Source organism: Corynebacterium sp., assembly GCF_043426755.1.
Taxonomy (GTDB): Bacteria; Actinomycetota; Actinomycetes; order Mycobacteriales; family Mycobacteriaceae; genus Corynebacterium.
Window position 1 is genome coordinate 1 of sequence record NZ_JBHWRP010000057.1, and the last position, 20,688, is coordinate 20,688.

At 59.4% G+C, this 20,688-nt stretch carries 18 protein-coding genes; 4 read left to right on the top strand and 14 right to left on the bottom strand.

Translation table 11 applies throughout. The features are described 5' to 3' along the window. From argC to uvrA, 9 genes are all read right to left on the bottom strand, one after another. The coding region (gene argC, locus ACHFGA_RS05320; RefSeq protein ID WP_394281382.1) for an N-acetyl-gamma-glutamyl-phosphate reductase at positions 1 to 750 on the bottom strand (750 nt) is incomplete at its 3' end. 52 nt (positions 751 to 802) lie between these two features. Further along, positions 803 to 3,331 carry a phenylalanine--tRNA ligase subunit beta gene (gene pheT, locus ACHFGA_RS05325; RefSeq protein WP_394281383.1) on the bottom strand — a complete coding sequence of 843 codons (2,529 nt, stop codon included), beginning with the start codon at positions 3,329 to 3,331 and terminating at the stop codon, positions 803 to 805. Positions 3,332 to 3,343: 12 nt separating this feature from the next. Beyond that, the gene (gene pheS, locus ACHFGA_RS05330) at positions 3,344 to 4,390 is read right to left on the bottom strand and encodes a phenylalanine--tRNA ligase subunit alpha (RefSeq protein WP_394281384.1); all 1,047 of its coding nucleotides are present in this window, start codon (positions 4,388 to 4,390) and stop codon (positions 3,344 to 3,346) included. A gap of 98 nt (positions 4,391 to 4,488) precedes the next feature. Next, positions 4,489 to 5,337 carry a TrmH family RNA methyltransferase gene (locus ACHFGA_RS05335; RefSeq protein WP_394281385.1) on the bottom strand — a complete coding sequence of 283 codons (849 nt, stop codon included), beginning with the start codon at positions 5,335 to 5,337 and terminating at the stop codon, positions 4,489 to 4,491. Between the two features lie 125 nt (positions 5,338 to 5,462). Beyond that, on the bottom strand, positions 5,463 to 5,846 hold the full coding sequence (gene rplT, locus ACHFGA_RS05340; protein WP_018581440.1) for a 50S ribosomal protein L20: 384 nt from the start codon (positions 5,844 to 5,846) through the stop codon (positions 5,463 to 5,465). A gap of 57 nt (positions 5,847 to 5,903) precedes the next feature. Beyond that, positions 5,904 to 6,098: a 50S ribosomal protein L35 gene (gene rpmI / locus ACHFGA_RS05345; RefSeq protein WP_018581441.1), complete on the bottom strand. Its 195-nt coding sequence runs from the start codon at positions 6,096 to 6,098 to the stop codon at positions 5,904 to 5,906. Positions 6,099 to 6,128: 30 nt separating this feature from the next. Beyond that, the gene (gene infC, locus ACHFGA_RS05350) at positions 6,129 to 6,653 is read right to left on the bottom strand and encodes a translation initiation factor IF-3 (RefSeq protein WP_394281396.1); all 525 of its coding nucleotides are present in this window, start codon (positions 6,651 to 6,653) and stop codon (positions 6,129 to 6,131) included. Between the two features lie 316 nt (positions 6,654 to 6,969). Next, positions 6,970 to 7,800, bottom strand: coding sequence for a hypothetical protein (locus tag ACHFGA_RS05355; RefSeq protein WP_394281386.1), 831 nt, complete (start codon positions 7,798 to 7,800; stop codon positions 6,970 to 6,972). A gap of 97 nt (positions 7,801 to 7,897) precedes the next feature. Further along, the gene (gene uvrA / locus ACHFGA_RS05360) at positions 7,898 to 10,747 is read right to left on the bottom strand and encodes an excinuclease ABC subunit UvrA (RefSeq protein ID WP_394281387.1); all 2,850 of its coding nucleotides are present in this window, start codon (positions 10,745 to 10,747) and stop codon (positions 7,898 to 7,900) included. A gap of 165 nt (positions 10,748 to 10,912) precedes the next feature. Here uvrA and ACHFGA_RS05365 point away from each other — a divergent pair, with 165 nt between their 5' ends. From ACHFGA_RS05365 to ACHFGA_RS05375, 3 genes are all read left to right on the top strand, one after another. Beyond that, positions 10,913 to 11,515, top strand: a complete 603-nt coding sequence (locus ACHFGA_RS05365; protein ID WP_394281388.1) for an MBL fold metallo-hydrolase — start codon at positions 10,913 to 10,915, stop codon at positions 11,513 to 11,515. Positions 11,516 to 11,605: 90 nt separating this feature from the next. After that, positions 11,606 to 12,517 (top strand): DoxX family protein, encoded by a 912-nt coding sequence (locus ACHFGA_RS05370; protein WP_394281389.1) that lies wholly within the window; start codon positions 11,606 to 11,608, stop codon positions 12,515 to 12,517. A gap of 126 nt (positions 12,518 to 12,643) precedes the next feature. Further along, complete coding sequence (locus tag ACHFGA_RS05375; protein ID WP_394281390.1) at positions 12,644 to 14,854, top strand: HelD family protein; 2,211 nt, start codon at positions 12,644 to 12,646, stop codon at positions 14,852 to 14,854. Positions 14,855 to 14,903: 49 nt separating this feature from the next. Here the strand turns inward: ACHFGA_RS05375 and ACHFGA_RS05380 are convergent, their stop codons facing one another. The 4 genes from ACHFGA_RS05380 to coaE all read right to left on the bottom strand — a co-directional run bounded on the left by ACHFGA_RS05380 (position 14,904) and on the right by coaE (position 18,653). Further along, positions 14,904 to 15,347 carry a universal stress protein gene (locus ACHFGA_RS05380; RefSeq protein WP_394281391.1) on the bottom strand — a complete coding sequence of 148 codons (444 nt, stop codon included), beginning with the start codon at positions 15,345 to 15,347 and terminating at the stop codon, positions 14,904 to 14,906. A gap of 82 nt (positions 15,348 to 15,429) precedes the next feature. Further along, entirely contained in the window at positions 15,430 to 15,888 is a 459-nt protein-coding gene (locus ACHFGA_RS05385; protein WP_394281392.1) for a universal stress protein, read from the bottom strand. Between the two features lie 22 nt (positions 15,889 to 15,910). Beyond that, positions 15,911 to 18,016 (bottom strand): excinuclease ABC subunit UvrB, encoded by a 2,106-nt coding sequence (uvrB, locus tag ACHFGA_RS05390; RefSeq protein ID WP_394281393.1) that lies wholly within the window; start codon positions 18,014 to 18,016, stop codon positions 15,911 to 15,913. A 37-nt stretch (positions 18,017 to 18,053) separates the two neighbouring features. After that, entirely contained in the window at positions 18,054 to 18,653 is a 600-nt protein-coding gene (coaE, locus tag ACHFGA_RS05395) for a dephospho-CoA kinase (protein ID WP_394281394.1), read from the bottom strand. A 186-nt stretch (positions 18,654 to 18,839) separates the two neighbouring features. On the opposite strand from coaE, the gene ACHFGA_RS05400 reads away from it, so the two are divergent. Beyond that, positions 18,840 to 19,364, top strand: a complete 525-nt coding sequence (locus ACHFGA_RS05400) for a hypothetical protein (protein WP_394281395.1) — start codon at positions 18,840 to 18,842, stop codon at positions 19,362 to 19,364. 96 nt (positions 19,365 to 19,460) lie between these two features. Here ACHFGA_RS05400 and ACHFGA_RS05405 read toward each other — a convergent pair whose 3' ends face one another. Beyond that, the gene (locus ACHFGA_RS05405) at positions 19,461 to 20,642 is read right to left on the bottom strand and encodes a S1 RNA-binding domain-containing protein (protein WP_394281397.1); all 1,182 of its coding nucleotides are present in this window, start codon (positions 20,640 to 20,642) and stop codon (positions 19,461 to 19,463) included. Between the last annotated feature and the right edge of the window lie 46 nt (positions 20,643 to 20,688).

Here is a 20,688-nt window from a genome sequence, read left to right on the forward strand (position 1 = left end):
GGGCATGGTGGCTGTGGTCAGAATGCCACGTGGAAGAGGCGCGAGGACCGGCGTGAAGCTGACGGTGACATCCTTGTCTGTCACCTCGGCCACGTTTTGGGCGACCTCGGGAGTGTGGCGGTGCTTGCCTGCGGTGTTGTAGGCCTTCAAAGAACCCATCGTTTCCGCGCCCAGCATCGCAACAGTTGCCTTCTTGCCTGCGCCGGATACACCCGTGATCGACACAATCGAGATGTCTGGTTCGGCGATGCCAGCTTCCGCTGCAGGAAGCACGGCCAAGGTAGCGCCAGTGGGGAAACATCCCGGTACCGCGATCCGGCGAGCCTGTGCGATTTCCTCGCGATGGCCCGGCATTTCAGGAATGCCATAAGGCCAGGATCCCGCATGGTCCGAGCCGTAGTATGCAGTCCAGTCCTCCGCGCTTTTCAGCCGGAAGTCCGCAGCACAGTCGATAACAAGGGTGTCGTCGTTAAGCGCTGCCCCGATGTCCGCGGAAAATCCATGCGGGAGGCCCAAAAAGACCACATCGTGGCCGTCGAGAACCTCAGTGGTGGTGGGCTGAATCATGCGATCGGCCAGTTGGGGCAGGTGCGGCATGAGGTCCGCCACCTGCTGGCCGGCGTTCGAATTGCCGGTCAGCGCGCCTATCTCTAGCTCCCCTGCCAGGTATTTCGGATGTTGAAGCAACAGGCGCAGGATCTCTCCGCCTGCATATCCTGTTGCTCCTGCTACTGCTACCTTGATTGCCATGCATGCCACTGTAGCATTTATGCAGCGACATGCAAACTATTCATCCAGGGTGTTAGGCGCGCATCTCCGCACCGAATCGCTGCTGCGCCAACTCGGCTGCCTTCAGGCGTGCCTCCGAGGCTTCGTCGTCAGTCAACGTACGATCGCCTGCGCGGAACAGCAGCTTGAAGGCCAGGGACTTCTTACCCGCACCGAGCTTGTCACTGCGGAACACGTCGAAGAGTTCGACGGTCTCCAGCAACTCGCCGGCACCTTCCTCGACAGCCTGGCGCACCGCTTCCGAAGGCACATCCTCATCCACGGTCAGCGCGATATCCTGGTGCAGCGCCGGGAAGCTAGACAACACAGGTGCTGGGAAATTCTCCCGCAGCGGAAGCGCGGTCAGATCGATCTCCATCGCACACAGGCGTGGTGGAAGCTCGAGCGCCTCCAACACCTGCGGATGCAGCTCGCCGGCATAACCGATGGTCTCCCCCTCCACCTTGAGCGCAGCGCAGCGCCCCGGGTGCCACGGCAGGTACTCAGCGGATTCAATCTCCAGCTGCACGCCGGCAGCACGGGCAACAACCTGCGCGGACTCGATCGCGTCAGCCCAAGTGTAAGCCCGCCCCTCGCCCCACGGGCCTGCGTAGACCTTGTCGCCCAAACCAACGGTGACGGCATGCAGTGGCTGCTCAGGCAAGGAGTTGATCAGCTCTTCAACCTCGTTAACACTTGGCCGCTGCGCCACGTCCGGCATCGGCGAGGCATCAGCACGCTGGAAAGCGACCTGCTGCACGCCATACAAAGTGACGTCATGGCGACCGCGTGCGACGTTGCGCCCCACCGCCTCAAGCATGGACGGCAACAAGGTCGTGCCTAGCACTGCATAGTCATTGTCCAGCGGGTTTTGGACCTTGACCACGTTGCGGCGCGGATCGTCGTCGGCAAGCCCAAACTTATCGAATACACCGTTCGCGATGAACGGCGTCGGCAGGATCTCCGCGTAACCCGAATAAGCCAGCGCGTGTGTGACAGCTCGGCGACGGCGCTGCTCCAATGTCAGGCCGCGTCCACCACGCGGGGCCGGAAGGACCAGCGGAATATCGTCCAAGCCCTCAAGGCGCATGATCTCTTCGATCAAGTCTTCCGGCATGGAAAAATCGGTTCGCCACGTCGGCGGAGTAACAGACAGGACCTCATCCTCGCCCTCGCCGCCAGCGCTTGCGACGGTGCAGCCGACCTCCTCGAGGCGCTTAACGACGACCTCTCGGCTGTACTCCACGCCAATCAATTCAGACGGGTGGCTCACGCGCAGCTGAATCGGCTGCGCCTCCTGCACGGTGCCCTCAACCAAGGTGCGGCCTGCGGAAACGGTGCCGCCAGCAATGCTCACGAGAAGTGCACATGCCATATCTAGGGCGACTTCCACGATGGCGGGATCCACGCCGCGCTCGAAGCGGCGTGACGCCTCAGAGGTGAGCTTATGGCGGCGCGACGTGCGAGCCACGGTGAGAGCATCCCAGGTTGCGGACTCGAAATACACGTCCGTTGTGGTCTCAGAAATCTCAGAGGTGGTGCCGCCCATAACACCAGCCATAGACTGGATGCCGTTATCGTCGCAGATCACCACGTCCTCGTCGGAAAGCATGCGCTCGACGTGGTCGAGGGTTTCGAACTTCTCCCCTGCCTTAGCATTGCGAATATGCAGGTTGCCGGCGATCTGGCCTGCGTCAAAAGCGTGCATCGGCTGGCCCAGCAGCAGCATGATGTAGTTGGTCACATCGGTCGCGGCATTGACGGGGCGCTGGCCGGACAGCATCAACTCGCGCTGGAGCCAGAACGGAGACTCCGCAGCAGGATCAATTCCTTCGACCTTGCGCAGTCCGAAACGCTGGGTCTTGGTGGACTCATCAGCAGTGATCTCAATCAGTTGCTCGGTTGGTGCTGGCACTGCGGACAGGTCGAATCCAGCCACCCCAGGATCCTTGGCCAGATCCGCATAAGGCAGATCAAATGCTGAGGTAATCTCGCGGGTCAGCCCGCGAGCCGATAGCGCGTAACCGCGATCTGGAGTGACGTTGACATCGAACACGGTGTCATCCAGCCCCAATGGGCCACGTGCATCCTCACCCGGGGCGCCGTAATCGTCGGAAAGCGTGATGATGCCCGCGTTTTGCTTATCCGTCATGCCCAGCTCGGCGGCGGAACAGATCATGCCGTCGGAAATGTGGTCATAGGTCTTGCGCGCGGAAATCTTGAAACCGCCAGGCAGCTCCGCCCCGGGCAGAGCGACGACGACGAGGTCGCCCTCCTCAAAGTTGCGGGCGCCACAGATGATGCCCTGTAGCTCGCCGGAGCCGTTCGCCTGGCCAACGTCGACCTGGCAGTAGCGGATTGGCTTCTTAAACTCGGTGAGTTCCTCAATCTTCTGCACGCGGCCGAAGACGAGGTCCCCGGTGGTCTCTTCGATCGGCTCATAGCCCTCGGTTTCGAAACCGACGCGCACGAAGCCGTGGTCAAGCTCCTCAGGAGTAACAGACCAGTTGACAGTGCCCGATGCACGCACCAGGCGGGTAATCCAATTCTGGGAAATAAGCATGTGTGTCCTCCCTTATGCCTGTACACCGAATGGAACGGTGAATCGAACGTCGCCTTCAACCATGTCGCGCATGTCGCTGAGACCGTTGCGGAACTGCAAGGTCCGCTCCAGGCCCATACCGAAAGCAAAACCGGTGTACTCCGTGGGATCAATACCCACCGCACGCAGCACGTTCGGGTTGACCATGCCGCAGCCACCCCATTCGATCCAGCCGGCGCCGCCCTTCTTATTCGCAAACCATACGTCTACCTCTGCCGAAGGCTCGGTGAACGGGAAGTAGTTGGTGCGCATCCGCGTCTTGGTTTCCGGGCCGAAGAGCACCTTTGCCAAGTGGTCGAGGGTACCGCGCAGATGAGCCATGGTCAGCCCCTTATCCACGGCCAAGCCCTCTACCTGGTGGAAGACTGGCGTGTGGGTTGCGTCCAGCTCATCAGTACGGAACACGCGACCCGGGCAGGCGATATACACCGGCGGCTCACGGTCCAATAAGGTACGCACCTGCACTGGAGAGGTGTGGGTGCGCAGGACCTGCTTGGAGTCTTCGCTACCGATATAGAAAGTGTCCTGCAGGGTGCGGGCCGGATGATCCGGGATGAAGTTCAGCGCATCGAAGTTGAAGTACTCCGCTTCCACCTCTGGGCCTTCGGCGATTTCCCAGCCCATGCCGATGAAAATGTCGGCGATATTCTCGCTGAGCGTAGTAATCGGGTGCATCGCGCCTGCCTGGGTGCGCGCGGTCGGCATGGTCACGTCGACCTTCTCCGCCTTCAGCTGCTGCGCTCGGTGTTCTGCCTCGCGCACCTGATGGACCTGCGCGTAATGCTTTTCCACGCGCCCGCGAGCCATGTTCACCATGCGTCCGGCGTCCTTGCGCTGATCTTTCGGCAAGGTCCCCAGCGCGCGACGTGCTTGCGGGATAAAGGCCAGTTCCCCTAGGTGATCGCGCTTTGCCTGCTCAAGTGAGGCCAAGTCTGTGGCGCTATCGAATGCAGCGATAGCCTGCTCTGCGGCCTGGTTCAATGACTCTTCGGTCAACTGGATATCGGGTGTATCAGACACGCTGGAGCTCACCCTCGCCTTTCTGGGAATGTCAGGAAAATATGGACCCTCACAGCATACCCGCGTCTGCCGTGAGCGCTGCAGGAAGGTGGGCCGGCTTAGTTCTCTGTGTACTCCGCGTTCTCCACCGGCGCCTCCACGACGTACTGTGCCTTCGACGATTCCCACATACACATCGCCGCAGCCGTTGCCAGGTTCAGGGACTCAGCGGAGCCCTGGATTGGGATGGTGACTTTGTAATCGGCAAGCGCTGCGATCTCTGGATCCAGGCCGTGCGCCTCGTTGCCGAAGAGCCACGCGTGTGGTTGGCTCAAGATCACTCCTGCATAGTCCAAGGCCACGTCGCCGTCCACCACAGTGGCAACAATCTTTAAACCCTTGTCCTTGAGCTGCGCGATCACAGCCTTCACGTCGCGATCCCGCACAACCGGGGTATGGAAGAGCGACCCAGCCGTCGAGCGCACCACTTTCGGCGCTTGCGGATCCACCGTGTCGCCGGCGAAGATTACGCCGTCAGCGCCCATCGCGTCGCAGATCCTGATCAAGGTGCCCGCATTCCCCGGGTCGGCAGTATCCACCCCCACAGCCCAAAAGTCATTGAATCCCTTGAGCGCCTGTTTCGTCGACCACGTCACCGGTTTGCACAGGGCGAAGATGCCGGTGGTGGTCACGGTGTCTGCCAAGTATTCCGCAGCCTTGTCGTCGATGGCGTGCGTGTACACGTTCATGTACTCGGCGGTGGTCAGGATGTCCCCGAAACGCTCCGCCGCCCGTTCGGTCACGAACACGTCGGTGGCCGCACCAGTGGCTACGGCAGCTTCGACGGCGTTCTCCCCTTCTGCCAAGAACTGTTTCGCTTTTCGACGAGCAGCCGCCCGGTGCAGTTTGGCCGCATTCACGATGCGTGGGGTGCGTTCTGTAAAGGGCTGGGAGAAATCGAGTGCCATGGTGAACAAGTGTAGTGCTCCGCACCGTGCAGCAGAAAAGACAAAACCACCCGCGTCCTCCCATTGCGTATTTGGAAGAGTTCGGGTGGTCGTCGTCAAGCAAGAAGCGTGTGCTTCTCGGAAGACTAAGCAGCCTTTGGAGCGTTGACGTCCTCTGGCAGTGCTGCCTTAGCCGCCTCGCAGATTGCGGAGAATGCTGCGAAGTCGTTGACAGCCAGGTCGGCGAGGATCTTGCGGTCAACGTCGATCTCGGCCAGCTTCAGGCCGTGGATCAGGCGGTTGTAGGTGATGTCGTTCATGCGAGCTGCTGCGTTGATGCGCTGGATCCACAGCTTGCGGAACTCAGACTTGCGTGCGCGACGGTCGCGGTACGCGTAGGTCATAGAGTGCAGCCACTGTTCCTTCGCCTTGCGGTACAGGCGGGAGCGCTGGCCGCGGTAGCCCTTTGCGGACTTCAGAATCGCGCGACGCTTCTTCTTGGCGTTAACTGAGCGCTTGACACGTGCCACAGTTGTACTTCCTAACTTCTAATTGAAACTTATTCGGATGGGGGCGATGCGCGACAATTATGCGCGGCGCAGCAACTTCTTCATGCGTGGCACGTCGTTTGGAGAGACGTCGACAGCGTTCTTCAGCTGGCGAACGCGCTTGGAGGTCTTGTGCTCGTTCAAGTGCTTCTTACCAGCCTGGTAGCGACGCAGCTTGCCGGAACCGGAAACCTTGATGCGCTTTGCGGTGCCCTTGTGGGTCTTCTGCTTCATGATTAAAACCCTTCAGAGGTTGAGAATGGTCTACTTCTTGCCCTTTTTGGAGGCTGGTCCAAGAACCATGGTCATGTTGCGGCCGTCTTGCTTCGGCCTGGACTCGATGTGCGCGATCTCGCCGACGTCTTCTGCAAGACGCTCGAGAAGGCGGAAACCAAGTTCAGGACGAGACTGCTCGCGTCCGCGGAACATGATGATCACCTTGACCTTGTTACCCTTTTCCAGGAAGCGAACCACATTGTTCTTTTTGGTCTGGTAGTCGTGCTCATCGATCTTCGGGCGGAACTTCTGTTCCTTGACCACGGTTTGCTGCTGGTTCTTACGGGACTCGCGGGCCTTCTGGGCCTGCTCGTACTTGTACTTGCCGTAGTCCATGATCTTGGCCACTGGTGGCTTCGCGTTGGGTGCGACTTCCACTAGGTCAAGGTCAGCGTCGTAGGCAAGCTTGCGGGCATCGTCGGTACGGACGATTCCTACCTGCTCGCCGGATGGGCCGACTAGACGGACTTCGGGGACGCGGATTCTGTCATTGATCCGAGCTTCAGCGCTGATGAGAACTCCTCAGTTAAAAGACGATATGATTCGCTACCAGTTCTCGCGCATGGAGCCACTACACACAAAAACCCGCGCAGCATATTCGCTGTGCGGGAGTTCTTCCTCGTTCAGGACGGGATCGCTTAACGACGATTCCCCTACCGAACTTTGGACCCTTAACCAACCTAAGCGGCGGCATGGGGTGGGAGTAACTCCACTTGCGACCCTGGCACCTAGAATCAGGCGCTTCGGGCGGTAGTGCAGTCAACCATAGCAGAAGGTTCAGCGCAGACCCAAATCACGACACACACGTTCACTGTCACTAACACTGCGGCTAGTCGCGCACCGGGCGATCCTCCAAGAACATCGTCACGCCACGCGCTTGACACTCGTAGGAATTATCGCCCACGAGCGTGCACTTGGCCGAAGCTGGTCGCTGCCCCTCCTGCGCCCGGAGTGGTACCTCAATCGTGTCTTGTCCTGAGCCAGAGTGCGGAGCCATTGCGACGGCGACCTCCTCTGCGTTTCCGCACCCTCCATTACCTGTGGTGGAGAACACCCGCCAATTCACATTCGCTGCACATTGCAGGGCGCTTTCTGGGGCACGTGAGCTATTCCCCTCGCCCCGCTGATCCTGCGAAGGCCGCTGCTGCGATATTTGCGGCCGACCAGGTTCAGGCGCGTCTGGTCGCACAGGTTCGACACCCTGGCCTTCGTCGAAAGTCACCATTGTTGGTGCAGAACGCGTCTGCTCTGGCTCGTTGGTCACGGGGGCGGGTTCCTCGGTCTCGGAAGCTTCCTCGTCGTCAGCTGGCGGCTGCTCTTCCTCGGTCGCCGGGTCTTGGGAGACCACAACTGTACTCGTCGCGGCGCTTTCCGACGAGGCGTCGTCGGCATTGTCCTTGAATGCCGAATACGCCCACACGCCGGCACCCATGGCAACGATGGCCGCCAGAATCGCACCGATTATCACCCAGGGGCTGGTCTTGGTATTCCCGCTGGCAGCCTCCGGTTTCTCCGGTTCATAGGGGACGAACTCGGGGCGTTCGTCGTCGAGTACTGGATCTGCACCGACTGCGTCCACGTGTTGCGTGGGGGGATCCTCGTCCCAGAAATCGTCGTGCGGTTCCTCGTGGGGACCTCCGCGTCGTTGATGTGATTCCACGGTCGAGGTTCCTTCCTCAGATCATGCTTCAATGCAAGTTCACTTAACAATGATACTTACCGCTTGGAGCATCACCTCACGTTGTCCCTGCTGACGTTTAAAGCAGCTCGGCCAAGTAGCGCCCCGTGTAGGAACCTTCAACCTCGGCGACGTCCTCCGGGGTGCCTTCCGCGACAACGGTGCCACCACCGCTGCCGCCTTCCGGCCCCATGTCGATCAGCCAATCGGCGCACTTAATCACGTCCAAGTTGTGCTCAATCACGATCACAGAATTGCCCTTATCGACGAGGCCTTGCAGCACCATCATCAGCTTCTGGATGTCCTCAAAGTGCAGACCGGTGGTCGGCTCATCGAGGATATAGATCGTGCGCCCATTGGAACGCTTCTGCAGCTCAGCGGCCAGCTTGACGCGCTGCGCTTCACCACCGGACAAGGTGGTAGCGGCTTGTCCCAGCCGGACATAGCCCAGCCCGACGTCGACAAGCGTGGCCAAATACCGGTGAATTGAGGTGATCGGCTCGAAGAATTCGGTGGCCTCCGAGATCGGCATGTCCAAGACTTCGGCGATATTCTTGCCCTTGTAGCGCACTTCGAGAGTCTCGCGGTTGAAGCGCGTTCCCTCACAGACCTCGCACGGCACGTAGACATCCGGCAGGAAGTTCATCTCAATCTTGATGGTGCCGTCACCCTGGCATGCTTCACAGCGGCCACCCTTGACGTTGAAGGAGAAGCGTCCCGGCTTATAACCACGCACCTTTGACTCATGGGTCTCAGCGAACAGGTTACGGATCTTGTCGAACACCCCGGTGTAGGTCGCCGGATTCGATCGCGGCGTACGCCCGATCGGCGACTGATCCACCTGCACCAACTTGTCTAGGTGCTCGAGGCCCTCCACCTTCTTCACTCGGCCCGGAACCTGGCGCGCACGGTTGAGCTGGTTCTGCAGCGTCTTCGCAAGGATCTGATTGATCAGGGTGGACTTACCCGAGCCCGACACGCCAGTGACTGCCACAAGGACACCCAATGGAATGCCCACGTCGATGTTGTCCAGGTTATTCTCACGTGCGCCGATGACGTGAAGCTGGCGGTCCTTGTCCACTTCACGACGAGTCTCTGGGACCTTGATCTCCTTACGCCCTGCGAGGTAATCACCCGTGATCGAGTTCTTGGCCTTCAGGATCCCCTCGGGCGCACCCTGGTAGACCACCTCACCACCGTATTCACCGGCCGCAGGCCCGATGTCGATCAGCCAGTCAGCTTCGCGAATCGTCTCTTCATCATGCTCAACGACGATGAGCGTATTGCCAATGTCGCGGAGCTTCTTCAATGTCTCAATCAGCCGCTGGTTGTCGCGCTGGTGCAATCCGATCGATGGCTCATCGAGCACGTACATCACGCCGGCCAACCCAGAGCCAATCTGCGTGGCCAGGCGGATGCGTTGCGCCTCACCGCCCGACAGCGTGCCAGCGGAGCGGTCCAGCGTGAGGTAGGTCAGGCCCACGTCGATAAGAAAGTGCAGGCGCGCCTGCGTTTCCTTCAACACAGCACCCGCAATCATCTCCTCCCGATACCCCAATACCAGGTTGTCCAGGAATTTTGAGGCCTCTTCGATAGACAGCGCCGTCAAACCTGCGATGGACTTTTCGTCGTGGGTGGTGGACTTCAGGCGCACAGCGAGGATCTCAGGCTTCAGACGCGTCCCTTCGCAGGTAGGGCAGGCGACCTCACGGGTATAGGCGAGGTAGCGCTCCTTAGCGGTTTCCGTCTCTGCATAGTCGAGCTTGCGGCGCAGATAGCCCATCACTCCCTCGAACTCGGAGTTAAAGTTGCGCTGCCTGCCGAAGCGGTTCTTATAGCGCACGTGCACTTTGACCTTGGAGCCCTCCAGCAGCGCCTTCTGCTCGGATTTCTTCAGCTTCGAGAACGGCGTCTGCGGATCAAACTCAAGCTCTTTCGCTAAGCCTTCGATGAGCTTGGTGAAGTAGCGCTTGTTTGGGCTGGAGTTCCACGGCTGGAAAGCATCGACCGCGGGTGCGTCGGGGTCGGGGACGATGAGTTCTGCATCCATCTCCGTCTTCGTTCCTAGGCCGTCGCAGGACGGGCAGGCACCAAAAGGCGCGTTGAAGGAGAAGGACCTGGGCTCATAGCTATCAATGTCCAAGGTGTGCCCGTTGGGGCAGGCCATTTTTTCGGAGAAGATGGCGTAGCGTTCGTCGGAATCCTCCGGCTGGTCAACATAGTCGATGACGACGAGGCCCTCGGCAAGCCGCAGTGCCGTCTCCACCGAATCGGTAAGGCGTTGCTTCTGGCTCTCTTTGACCTGTAGGCGGTCGACGATGACATCGATGTAGTGCTTATAGGACTTCTGCAGTGTCGGCGGTTCTGACAGCTGGTACATTTCCCCGTCTACTTTGACGCGGGAGAAGCCTTGAGCCGCAAGATCCTGGAAGAGATCCACAAACTCGCCTTTACGGTTGCGCACCACAGGCGCTAGCACCTGAAATTTGGTGCGCTCCTCCCCCGCTAAGACCTGGTCGACGATCTGCTGCGGAGTCTGGCGCTCGATCATGGCATCGCAGACCGGGCAGTGCGGGGTGCCGGCGCGCGCGTAGAGCAGACGAAGGTAGTCATACACTTCGGTAATCGTGCCTACCGTGGAGCGCGGGTTGCGGTTGGTGGACTTCTGATCAATCGAGACCGCTGGCGACAAACCATCGATATAGTCCACGTCCGGCTTGTCCATCTGGCCAAGGAACATGCGCGCATAAGAGCTCAAAGACTCGACATAGCGGCGCTGACCCTCCGCAAAAATAGTGTCGAAAGCCATGGAGGACTTCCCCGAGCCCGACAAGCCGGTGAACACCACCATCTTGTCTCGTGGCAGTTCAATATCGATGTCTTTGAGGTTGTGCTGGCGGGCGCCACGCACGATCAGCTTGTCAGCCATGTATTTACCGGTCCCTTTCTGCGACAGCCGGTCAACCTGCCTGAGCTTGATTGGGTCTGTTTGGGCTTGAATAGGCAGGATTACTAGTCACATTTAATGTCTTCGAACATACCAACGACCACGTCAACAGCGCTAACCCGCTGAAAATTCCCGTAGAGTTGTGGCATGACTGACAAGCTTTCACTTCACCACGTGTCCGTGGGCGACATGGATAACAACAGCTACTTGATCGCGTCTGGCGAGAACGGGTTGCTTATCGACGCACCGACCAACGCTTCCGCACTGCTTGCCATGGCAGACGACGCGGGGGTCACCATCACCGATGTGCTGACTACCCACCGCCACCATGACCACGTTGGGGCGCTAGAAGAGGTCCTCCAGAAAACCGGTGCAATCCACTGGGCTTCTTTCTTGGACTCCCCTGCTCTGCCTGCACCTGTGGACCACGAGCTGGAACAGGGCGACACCCTAAATTTTGCCGGGCTAGAGATTCCAGTCTTCATCCTGCGTGGGCACACCCCTGGTGGGGCATGCCTCGAGATCACAATCGACGAGCAGACTCACCTGTTTGTGGGCGATTCCATTTTCCCTGGCGGCTTGGGTAAGACGGCGTCGGAAGGCGATTTCGTGCGTCTTTTTAACGACGCCAAGGAACGCGTCTTTGATGTTTATGACGACAGCGCGATTATTCACCCTGGCCACGGAAAATCTACAACCGTGGGAGATGAGCGCCCGCACCTCGACGAGTGGTGGAGCCGCCGTTGGTAGATAATTTTCTCGCACGGTAGACCGTTTTTTGTCTACAGTGGAGTACACAGACCGATAACTTTTAGTTTCTAAGTAAGGACTTGATCACACATGATCCGCAAGATTGCCCGCCCGATGCTTGCCTCCGTCTACATCGCCGATGGTGTGGACACCGTCGTTAACAGCTCTGAGCACGTTGAATTCTCCGAGCGCTTCCTCAAGCAGGTCCGCAGCGTTGTCCCTGCCGAGTACCAGCGCTACGTTCCGAAGGATGCAGAGCTGGTTGCACAAGCACTCGGTGGCACCAAGGTCGGTGCCGGTGCGCTGTACGCTTTGGGCAAAGCACCACGCTTGGCCGCAGGCACCCTGGCAGTCACCGCCATCCCAACCCTGCTGGGCCGCCACGCCTTCTGGGAGGCAGACACCGCTGAGGAGAAGTCCTCTCGTCGTAACGGTGCACTAACCAACGTCGCTCTGCTCGGTGGCCTGTTCTTGGCAACCGCAGACACCGCCGGCAAGCCAGGTCTGGCATGGCGCACCAAGAAGGCCGCGCAGACCGCCAACAACAAGGTGCAGGCGGCACTGCCCACCCAGTCCGAATCCGAGAAGGCACTGAGCAACGCCCAGAACTGGATCCAGGACACGACCGAGAAGGTCACCTCTGGAGCCCAGGAAGCCGGCAAGCAGGTGTCGAACTATGTCGACGAGAACAAGGACGACTGGATTGACACCGCTAGCAAGTGGGTCGACAACGCGAAGGAAACCACCGGCGATTGGCTCAACACTGCTCGGGACACCGCCGGCAACTGGCTAGATGAGGCCAACAAGGACGCCAAGAAGGCTCGCAAGGGTGTCGTGAAGAAGGCAAACAAGGCGCAGAAGCAGGCTGATAAGGCACTGCAGAAGGCGGAGTCCGACATCAAGTCTGGCCGCGCACGTAAGCGCGCTGACAAGCGTGCAGACAAGCTGCAGAAGCGCGCAAACAAGGCAATTGATCGCGCACGCAAGCGCATCGATAACTAGTTTCGACGCTTGCCCGCTGCCCCGCGGGGTGCCAGAGAATTGGTGCCCGCGGGGCTTTCGGCATTTTTGGTAGAATGATCTGTTCACTCTTTCCCTAGTTTCAGTCTTTGAGGAGAACCACACTTCGTGTCCGAATCAACACACGGTCAATCACGCGAGATTGCAGCGGAACAGGACTACGTCGATACGCTCTTTGCGCATCTCGATGCCGAGGTTGCCGGGGCCCGTGCCCGTTTGGAGCAGGTGCAGCAAGACGTTGACCCAGACAACCCTGATTCTGACGCGCTGGTCCGTCGCGAGACCGAGTACCACGCGCTCAATGCGAAGTTGGATGCCTTGACCGTGGCGGAGATTGGGCTGGTGTTCGGACGTATCGATATTGCTGATGAGGGCGGCGAACACCCGGTACCAGGCCGCCCCGACTTGGATCGGCGCTATATCGGCCGCATGGGGATCGACGACCGCGATGACCACTACCGCACTCTCCTGCTGGACTGGCGCGCCCCTATGGCGCGTCCTTTCTACCTCGCCACCACCGCTAACCCCGAGGGAATGGAGCTGCGCAGGCAGATCCGTACGAAGGGGCGGCAGGTGACAGGCGTGGACGACGAAGTTTTGTCGGGACAGGTCGCCGACGAACCAACCGCAGATGTGGGTTCGGAGGCAGCACTGCGCCACGCCATGAACCAAGCGCGCACCGGGCATATGACATCGATCGTGGAGACGATCCAGCGTGAGCAGGACGAGATCATTCGCGATGACACCCGCGGAGTGCTCATCGTTCAAGGCGGCCCCGGGACGGGAAAGACTGCGGTGGCGCTGCACCGCGTCGCCTACTTGCTGTATACCTGGCGCGAGCAGCTGGCACGTACCGGTGTGCTCATCGTCGGGCCGAACCAGACGTTCCTAGAATACATCTCACGTGTGCTTCCGGAGCTCGGCGAAACAGGCGTGGTGCTCGCCACGATCGGAGACCTCGTCCCAGGGTTCACCCCTACAGGCACCGAATCGTTGATCGGCCGCGAAATCAAGGGCTCCGAGGAAATGGTGACCATCCTCAAGCGCGCCGTGCAGGCCTGGCAGACCGTGCCGGAATCGACGGTCCATGTCACCGTTGGTTCGATCGAGCTGCAGGTCACCCAGAAGCTGGTCAAAGCGGCGCGCACTCGGGCGCGGCGTTCCCGCAAGCCGCACAACCAGGCCCGGGAGATTTTCCGCGAGGAGTTCACCCGCCTGCTTGCCGCCCAGATGGCGGAACGCATCGGCGCGGACCCCCTCGGCGGCGCCAACCTCTTGTCGGAAGCAGATATCGACCAGCTTCACGATGACTTGGCAGATGAGCCTGCGCTGCGCTCGCTTATCGACGAGTTCTTCCCGGAAATAACTCCTCTTCAGGTCCTGAAGAACCTGCTCACCAACACCGACGCCATTGAAGAGGTGGCCTATGACTACGACGAAACCACCCAAGAGGCACTCTATCGCTCACCAGACGCGCCTTTGACTCCTTCGGACACTGCGTTGCTCGACGAGTTGGCCGTGCTCATCGGCATGCCCAGCCCCGATGACGAACGCGCGAAGGCCGACGAGCAGTGGCGTCGTGAAGTCGCCGAAGCTGAGGATGCATTGGACGTGCTGGCATCTTCGGAATCCACGGATAACGACGATGACATGTTCGAAGCAGAAATCTTGTCTGCCCACGACGTGATCGACGCCGAGACCCTTGCCGCCCGCCAACAGGAAACCGACAATCGTTCCACCGCACAGCGCGCTAAGGAAGACTACACCTGGGCCTACGGTCACGTGATCGTCGACGAAGCCCAGGAGCTATCGCCGATGGAATGGCGCATGATTTTCCGTCGCAGCCCCTCACGATGGATGACACTTGTGGGAGACACCGCACAGACCGGCTCACCCGCTGGCACGGATGATTGGGCCGGCGCGCTCGATCCTTTCGTCGGCACGCGCTATGCCCTTCACGAGCTCACGGTGAACTACCGCACCCCCACTGAGATCATGGAGGTGGCCAACGAACTGCTGGAGATCATCGATCCGGATGCCGCCCCGGCGGTCGCGATCCGGTCGACGGGACAGCCAGTGCGCTACTTCCCTGCCGGCACGGACCCCCACAGCGTGCTTTTCGACGATGGCAGACTCTCCCACATCATCACCGCAGAGAACGTGGATGACGTCAAAGGGTTGGAGTTTGACCACGTGGTGGTTGTCGATCCGGCGGAGATCGTTGGGGCATCGAACCAGGGCTGGCAAAACCTGTACGTAGCCTACACTCGCGCCACGCAAACTCTGACGGTGATCGGCGACCTTCCGCCAACGCCATAAAAATTGCCCGCCACACAATGTGGCGGGCGCATCGTCGATAAGCGAAAGCTTAGTTGACGGTATGGACGATCATCACGTCGCAGTCAGACTGGCGAGCAACGTCTGCCGGAACCGAACCAAGCAGACGGCCCGTCAGGGAATTGATGCCACGGTTACCCACGACGAGCAGGTCAGCCTTGTTGTCGTTCACAATCGCCATCAACGCCTGTACCGGGGTGCCTGGGCGCACGGCGGTCTCCACGTTCTGAGCACCGGCCTCACGGGCGTACTCAGCAGCCTGCTTCAAGTTCTCCTGAGCCTTCGCATCACCGAGGATGGCCACCGAGTCCTGGCGCAAGGTCTTGGACGCGTCTTCCTCGGACTCGTAGTAGGCGCAGCCGATGATCAACTTCGAGTCGAATGCCGCAGCCATCTTCGCTGCCCGCTCGACTGCCAGTAGAGATGACTTGGATCCATCAGTGCCGACAACGATGGAGTTGTAGTAATCGCTCATAATGTCCGTTGACCTTTCGATTTGAACCGCGGAGGGGGTATACCTCTCTAGTGTATCAATATTCCCCTAGGGTGATCTGCGTCTAATCTTCGGAGTATTCCGCGGTGTCGACGATCATCACGTCAACATTCGCCTTGCGTGCCACACCAGTAGGAATATTGCCGAAGACACGGCCGGACAGCGAGTTGACACCCCTGTTGCCCACGACCAGCAAGTCAGCCCCGTATTCATTGACGGAATCCACGAGCACCTGGACCGGCGAGCCAGACTTTGCGATCAGACGGACCTTGTCCGCACCTTCTTCCGCGGCGAGTTCACCGGCCTCAGCAAGGTACTCCTCCGCCCGGTCATCGCTGACCACGGGTAGCGTCGAGTAATCAGAGCTTGGGGAGTTCAACAGAGAGCCTGTCGAGTTGTAGTAGGCGCAGATGATAATCAGTTGTGCGTCGTACGCGCGGGCCAGGCTGGCTGCGGAGCGGACGGCCTTCAACGACGACGAGGAGCCGTCGGTGCCTACGGTGATTGTCGAATAGGAGTGCATAAGATTCGAGCCCTTTCTTTTTCTAGATTCCTGTGTCCTTAATACCACGAAGTTCTTTTCGAAGATCAGCCACCTCATCGCGCAGGCGCCCGGCGAGCTCAAACTTGAGGTCACGAGCTGCGGAAGTCATCTGTGCCGTCAATGAATCAATGAGTGCCTGGATCTCATCTTCGGCCATCGTGGACGTATCAGGCTTATCGACGACCGCAGCGTCGCCCACAGCACTGCCCTCCGCGGCGGCGGCCTCCGCATTGTTTTCGTAGACCTCGTCCAAAATGTCGGAGATCTTCTTGCGCAGTGGTTGCGGGTCGATGCCGTGCTCTTCGTTATAAGCAATCTGCTTGGCGCGGCGGCGCTCCGTTTCGTCGAGTGCGTACTGCATGGATTCGGTGACCTTATCCGCATACATGATCACCGAGCCAGAGACGTTACGTGCAGCACGGCCGATAGTTTGGATCAGCGACTTCGTTGAGCGCAGGAAACCTTCCTTATCGGCGTCCAGAATCGCCACCAAAGACACCTCCGGCAGGTCAAGGCCCTCACGCAGCAGGTTAATGCCCACCAGCACGTCATATTCGCCAAGGCGGAGCTGACGCAGCAGCTCGACGCGCTGCAGGGTATCAATGTCAGAGTGCAGGTAGCGGACCCGGATACCGTTTTCCATCAGGTAGTCGGTCAGGTCCTCAGCCATCCGCTTGGTCAAGGTGGTGACCAAGACGCGTTCGTCTTTCTCGGTGCGTTGGCGAATTTCCTCAATGAGATCATCGATCTGCCCCTTCGTCGGGCGTACCTCCACGTGTGGATCCACCAGGCCCGTCGGCCGGATGACCTGCTCGACGAATTCGCCGGCAGCGGCCTCCAGCTCGTAGTCACCGGGTGTTGCCGACATGTAGACAGTTTGGCCGACGCGCTGCTCAAACTCATCGAAGGTCAGCGGGCGGTTATCCAATGCGGACGGCAAGCGGAAGCCGTGTTCGACCAGGTTGCGCTTACGCGACATATCGCCTTCAAACATGCCGCCGATCTGCGGAACGGTCACGTGGGACTCATCAATGATGGTGAGGAAATCCTCTGGGAAGTAGTCCAACAGGGTAGCCGGAGCGCTACCTGCCTCGCGCCCATCCATGTGGCGCGAGTAGTTCTCGATGCCAGAGCAGAAACCAACCTGCTGGATCATCTCCAGATCGTATTCTGTGCGCATCCGCAGTCGCTGAGCTTCCAGAAGCTTGCCCCGGTTTTCCAGGTCCTCGAGACGGTCGGCCAGCTCTTCCTTGATCGCCTCGATCGCCTTTTCCATCCGTTCTTCCGTGGCCACATAGTGCGTTGCCGGGAAGATTCGCAGCTCGTCGACCTGGCGGAGAACGTCGCCGGTCACGGGGTGGATATAGTACAGCGCGTCCACATCATCGCCGAAGAATTCCACGCGCACGGCGACTTCCTCATATGCCGGAATGATGTCCACCGTATCGCCCTTGACACGGAAGGTGCCTCGTCGGAAGTCATAGTCATTGCGCTCATACTGCACGTCCACGAGAAGGCGCAGGAACTGGTCACGGTCGATCTCTTCGTCGATACGCAACACCACCGAACGGTCGAGGTACGACTGAGGCGCGCCCAGGCCGTAAATGCAGGACACAGAACTAACGACGACCACATCGCGACGACTCAGCAGCCCAGAGGTAGCGGCGTGGCGCAAACGCTCCACGTCCTCATTAATGGAGGAGTCCTTCTCAATGTAGGTGTCCGTCTGCGCGATATAGGCCTCTGGCTGGTAATAGTCGTAGTAACTGACGAAGTACTCGACCGCATTGTTCGGCAGCAGCTCCTTCAACTCATTGGCCAGCTGGGCCGCCAGAGTCTTATTCGGCGCCATGACCAACGTCGGCCGCTGCTGCTGCTCAATCAGCCAGGCCGCCGTTGCGGACTTACCGGTACCAGTCGCACCAAGCAGGACCACGTCTTCCTCGCCGCGGTCAAGGCGCTCATCGAGTTCCTTAATGGCGCGTGGCTGGTCACCCGAAGGCTCAAACTCCGAGATCACTTCGAAAGGTTTATCGGAGCGTTCCACCTCGCCGATGGGGCGAAATTCGGAATGGGAATAGACAGGGTGCTCTGCAGGAAAAGCCATACGCCCCACACTAGTAGCCTGGCTACTGAAAACGTATCTAGTTGTCCCCGGTAAGTCTCTTGATTAAGGCTTCGGCCTGAGTTTCCAAATCTTCAAGGGATCCATTGTTGTCGATGATCACGTCGGCGACGCTCTTTCGCTTGTCGTCGTCGATCTGGCGCGCGATGCGGTTGCGGGCATCCGCTTCATCGAGCCCGCGCTTGTCGACGAGGCGCCGTACGCGTTCATCTGCCTCAACGTCTACGACGACTGTGAGATCAACGTGCTCGTGGAGCCCTTGTTCGATCAAAAGGGGCATGTCATAGACAGCGACCTTGTGTCCCCCGTCCTCAAGTTGTGCGAACCGCTGACGCACTTCTTCCTTGATCGCGGGGTACGTAATTGAGTTCAACAGCTCGGTGTTTTCTTGCGAGCTGAACGCCTTCCTTGCCAGCGCAGCCCGGTTTAATTCCCCGGACTCAGTGAGAATCTCTGTGCCGAAAGCTGCTGCCAAACCACGCAAGGCCGGCTGACCCGGCTCAACAATTTCGCGCGAGACTTGATCTGCATCGACCACGGGAATCCCCCGCCCGTGCAGCATCTTTGCGACGGTGCTTTTGCCGCTGCCGATTCCGCCTGTCAAACCGATGATTCGCATGACACTGATCCTAGTTGGAACTGATTCTTCGGCGGTGGCGGAGTCGCAGGAACGATTTCTCAACGTCAAGAACATCGCCTCAATTTCAAAACTCCTCTTGATTTCCTCAGCGAAAGTTAGTAGCATTCGCCACCAAATACACGAGAAAGTGATCTTACTTACAAAATATTAGAGGAAGGGGCAGACATGGATAGTGCATTGTCGACGAAGCTGATTACGATCGGCTTCCTCACGTTATGTTCGGCAGCTCTCCTCGCTGCGGCGGCCGGAAACGTTCTAGCGGGAAGGCAACGGGCCGCGCAACCGCAGTCGAACACGCCATTTACCTATGTGCTCCCGCTACTACAATTCTTTTTCGGCGTCTCTCTGCTCATTCCAGCCTTGCATCCTTGGGGCAAGTTCGGTGCCGGAATCCTCTTCGCCATCGTCGGCATCGCTCAAGCGCAAGCGCTGGCGCGTGGAATAGATTCTGGCTTGAGGTTTTGGGGCGCATTTTCCTCGTGGCAATTGTCCTGGGGGCAAGTGGCTAGAAATTGGGTGATCGCAGCGATTCTCTTTTTCGCTATCCCAAGTAGTTCCACGATGTATCTATCTGAAAACGGCAGCTCTGCTCTCGCGCTCGCCGTATCGGTTGGCATCGTTTACCTCTTAATGGCGAACCGCTACTTCACAATGCCTCGCGCTCAACGACAGCCGCACCCGGCAAGCTAGGTTAAAAAACAGATCGGACCCGGAGTCTAAAACTAATTAGACTGCGAGTCCGAACTTTTAGCGAGCCATCACGTTACAAGATGGCTTCAACGCAAACTAGTTGCCAGCGAGCTTCTCGCGCAGCTTAGCCAGCTGCTCGTCGGAAGCCAGAGAACCACCAGAGGTCTCCTCTGCTGCTTCGTTGGATGCCGGAGCAGGCGCATCCTCGGAAGACGCGGAGGAGTAGTTAGCGGATTCCTCAGCAGCCTCAGCTGCTGCGGCGCGGTGACGCTCGATCTGAGCAGCGTGTGCCTGGTAACGGCGCTCTGCCTCAGCGTAACGGTTCTCCCACTCCTGGCGAGCCTCGTCGTAACCTTCCATCCACTCGTTGGTCTCCGGATCGAAGCCCTCTGGGAAGATGTAGTTACCCTGCTCGTCGTAGGAATCGGCCATGCCGTAGCGGGATGGATCGAACTCGTCGACGTAGTCCTCGTCTGCCTGCTTCAGGGACAGGGAGATGCGGCGACGGTCCAGGTCGATGTCGATGACCTTCACCATGAGCTCTTCGCCCACGTTGACGATCTGGTCTGGCACCTCGACGTGGCGCTGTGCCAGCTCGGAGATGTGGACCAGGCCCTCGATGCCCTCTTCGACGCGCACGAACGCACCGAATGGGACCAGCTTGGTGACCTTGCCTGGCACGATCTGGCCCACAGCGTGGGTGCGTGCGAACACGCGCCATGGGTCCTCCTGGGTTGCCTTCAGGGACAGGGACACGCGCTCGCGGTCCAGATCAACGTCGAGAACCTCAACGGTGACTTCGTCGCCGACGGTGACAACCTGGTCCGGAACCTCCACGTGGCGCTGAGCCAGCTCGGAGATGTGGACGAGGCCCTCGATGCCCTCTTCGACGCGGACGAAGGCGCCGAACGGCACCAGCTTGGTGACCTTGCCCGGGACGATCTGGCCGATGGCGTGGGTGCGGGCGAACACGCGCCACGGGTCCTCCTGGGTCGCCTTCAGCGACAGGGAGACGCGCTCGCGGTTGAGATCGACCTCGAGAACCTCGACGGTGACCTCGTCGCCGACCTGGACGACCTCGGACGGGTGATCGATGTGCTTCCAGGACAGCTCGGAAACGTGCACCAGGCCGTCGACGCCGCCGAGATCGACGAAGGCGCCGAAGTTGACGATGGAGGACACGACGCCCTTGCGGACCTGGCCCTTCTGCAGCTGGTGCAGGAACTCGGAGCGGACCGCGGACTGGGTCTCTTCCAGGTATGCACGGCGGGACAGCACAACGTTGTTGCGGTGCTTATCCAGCTCGATGATCTTCGCTTCCAGC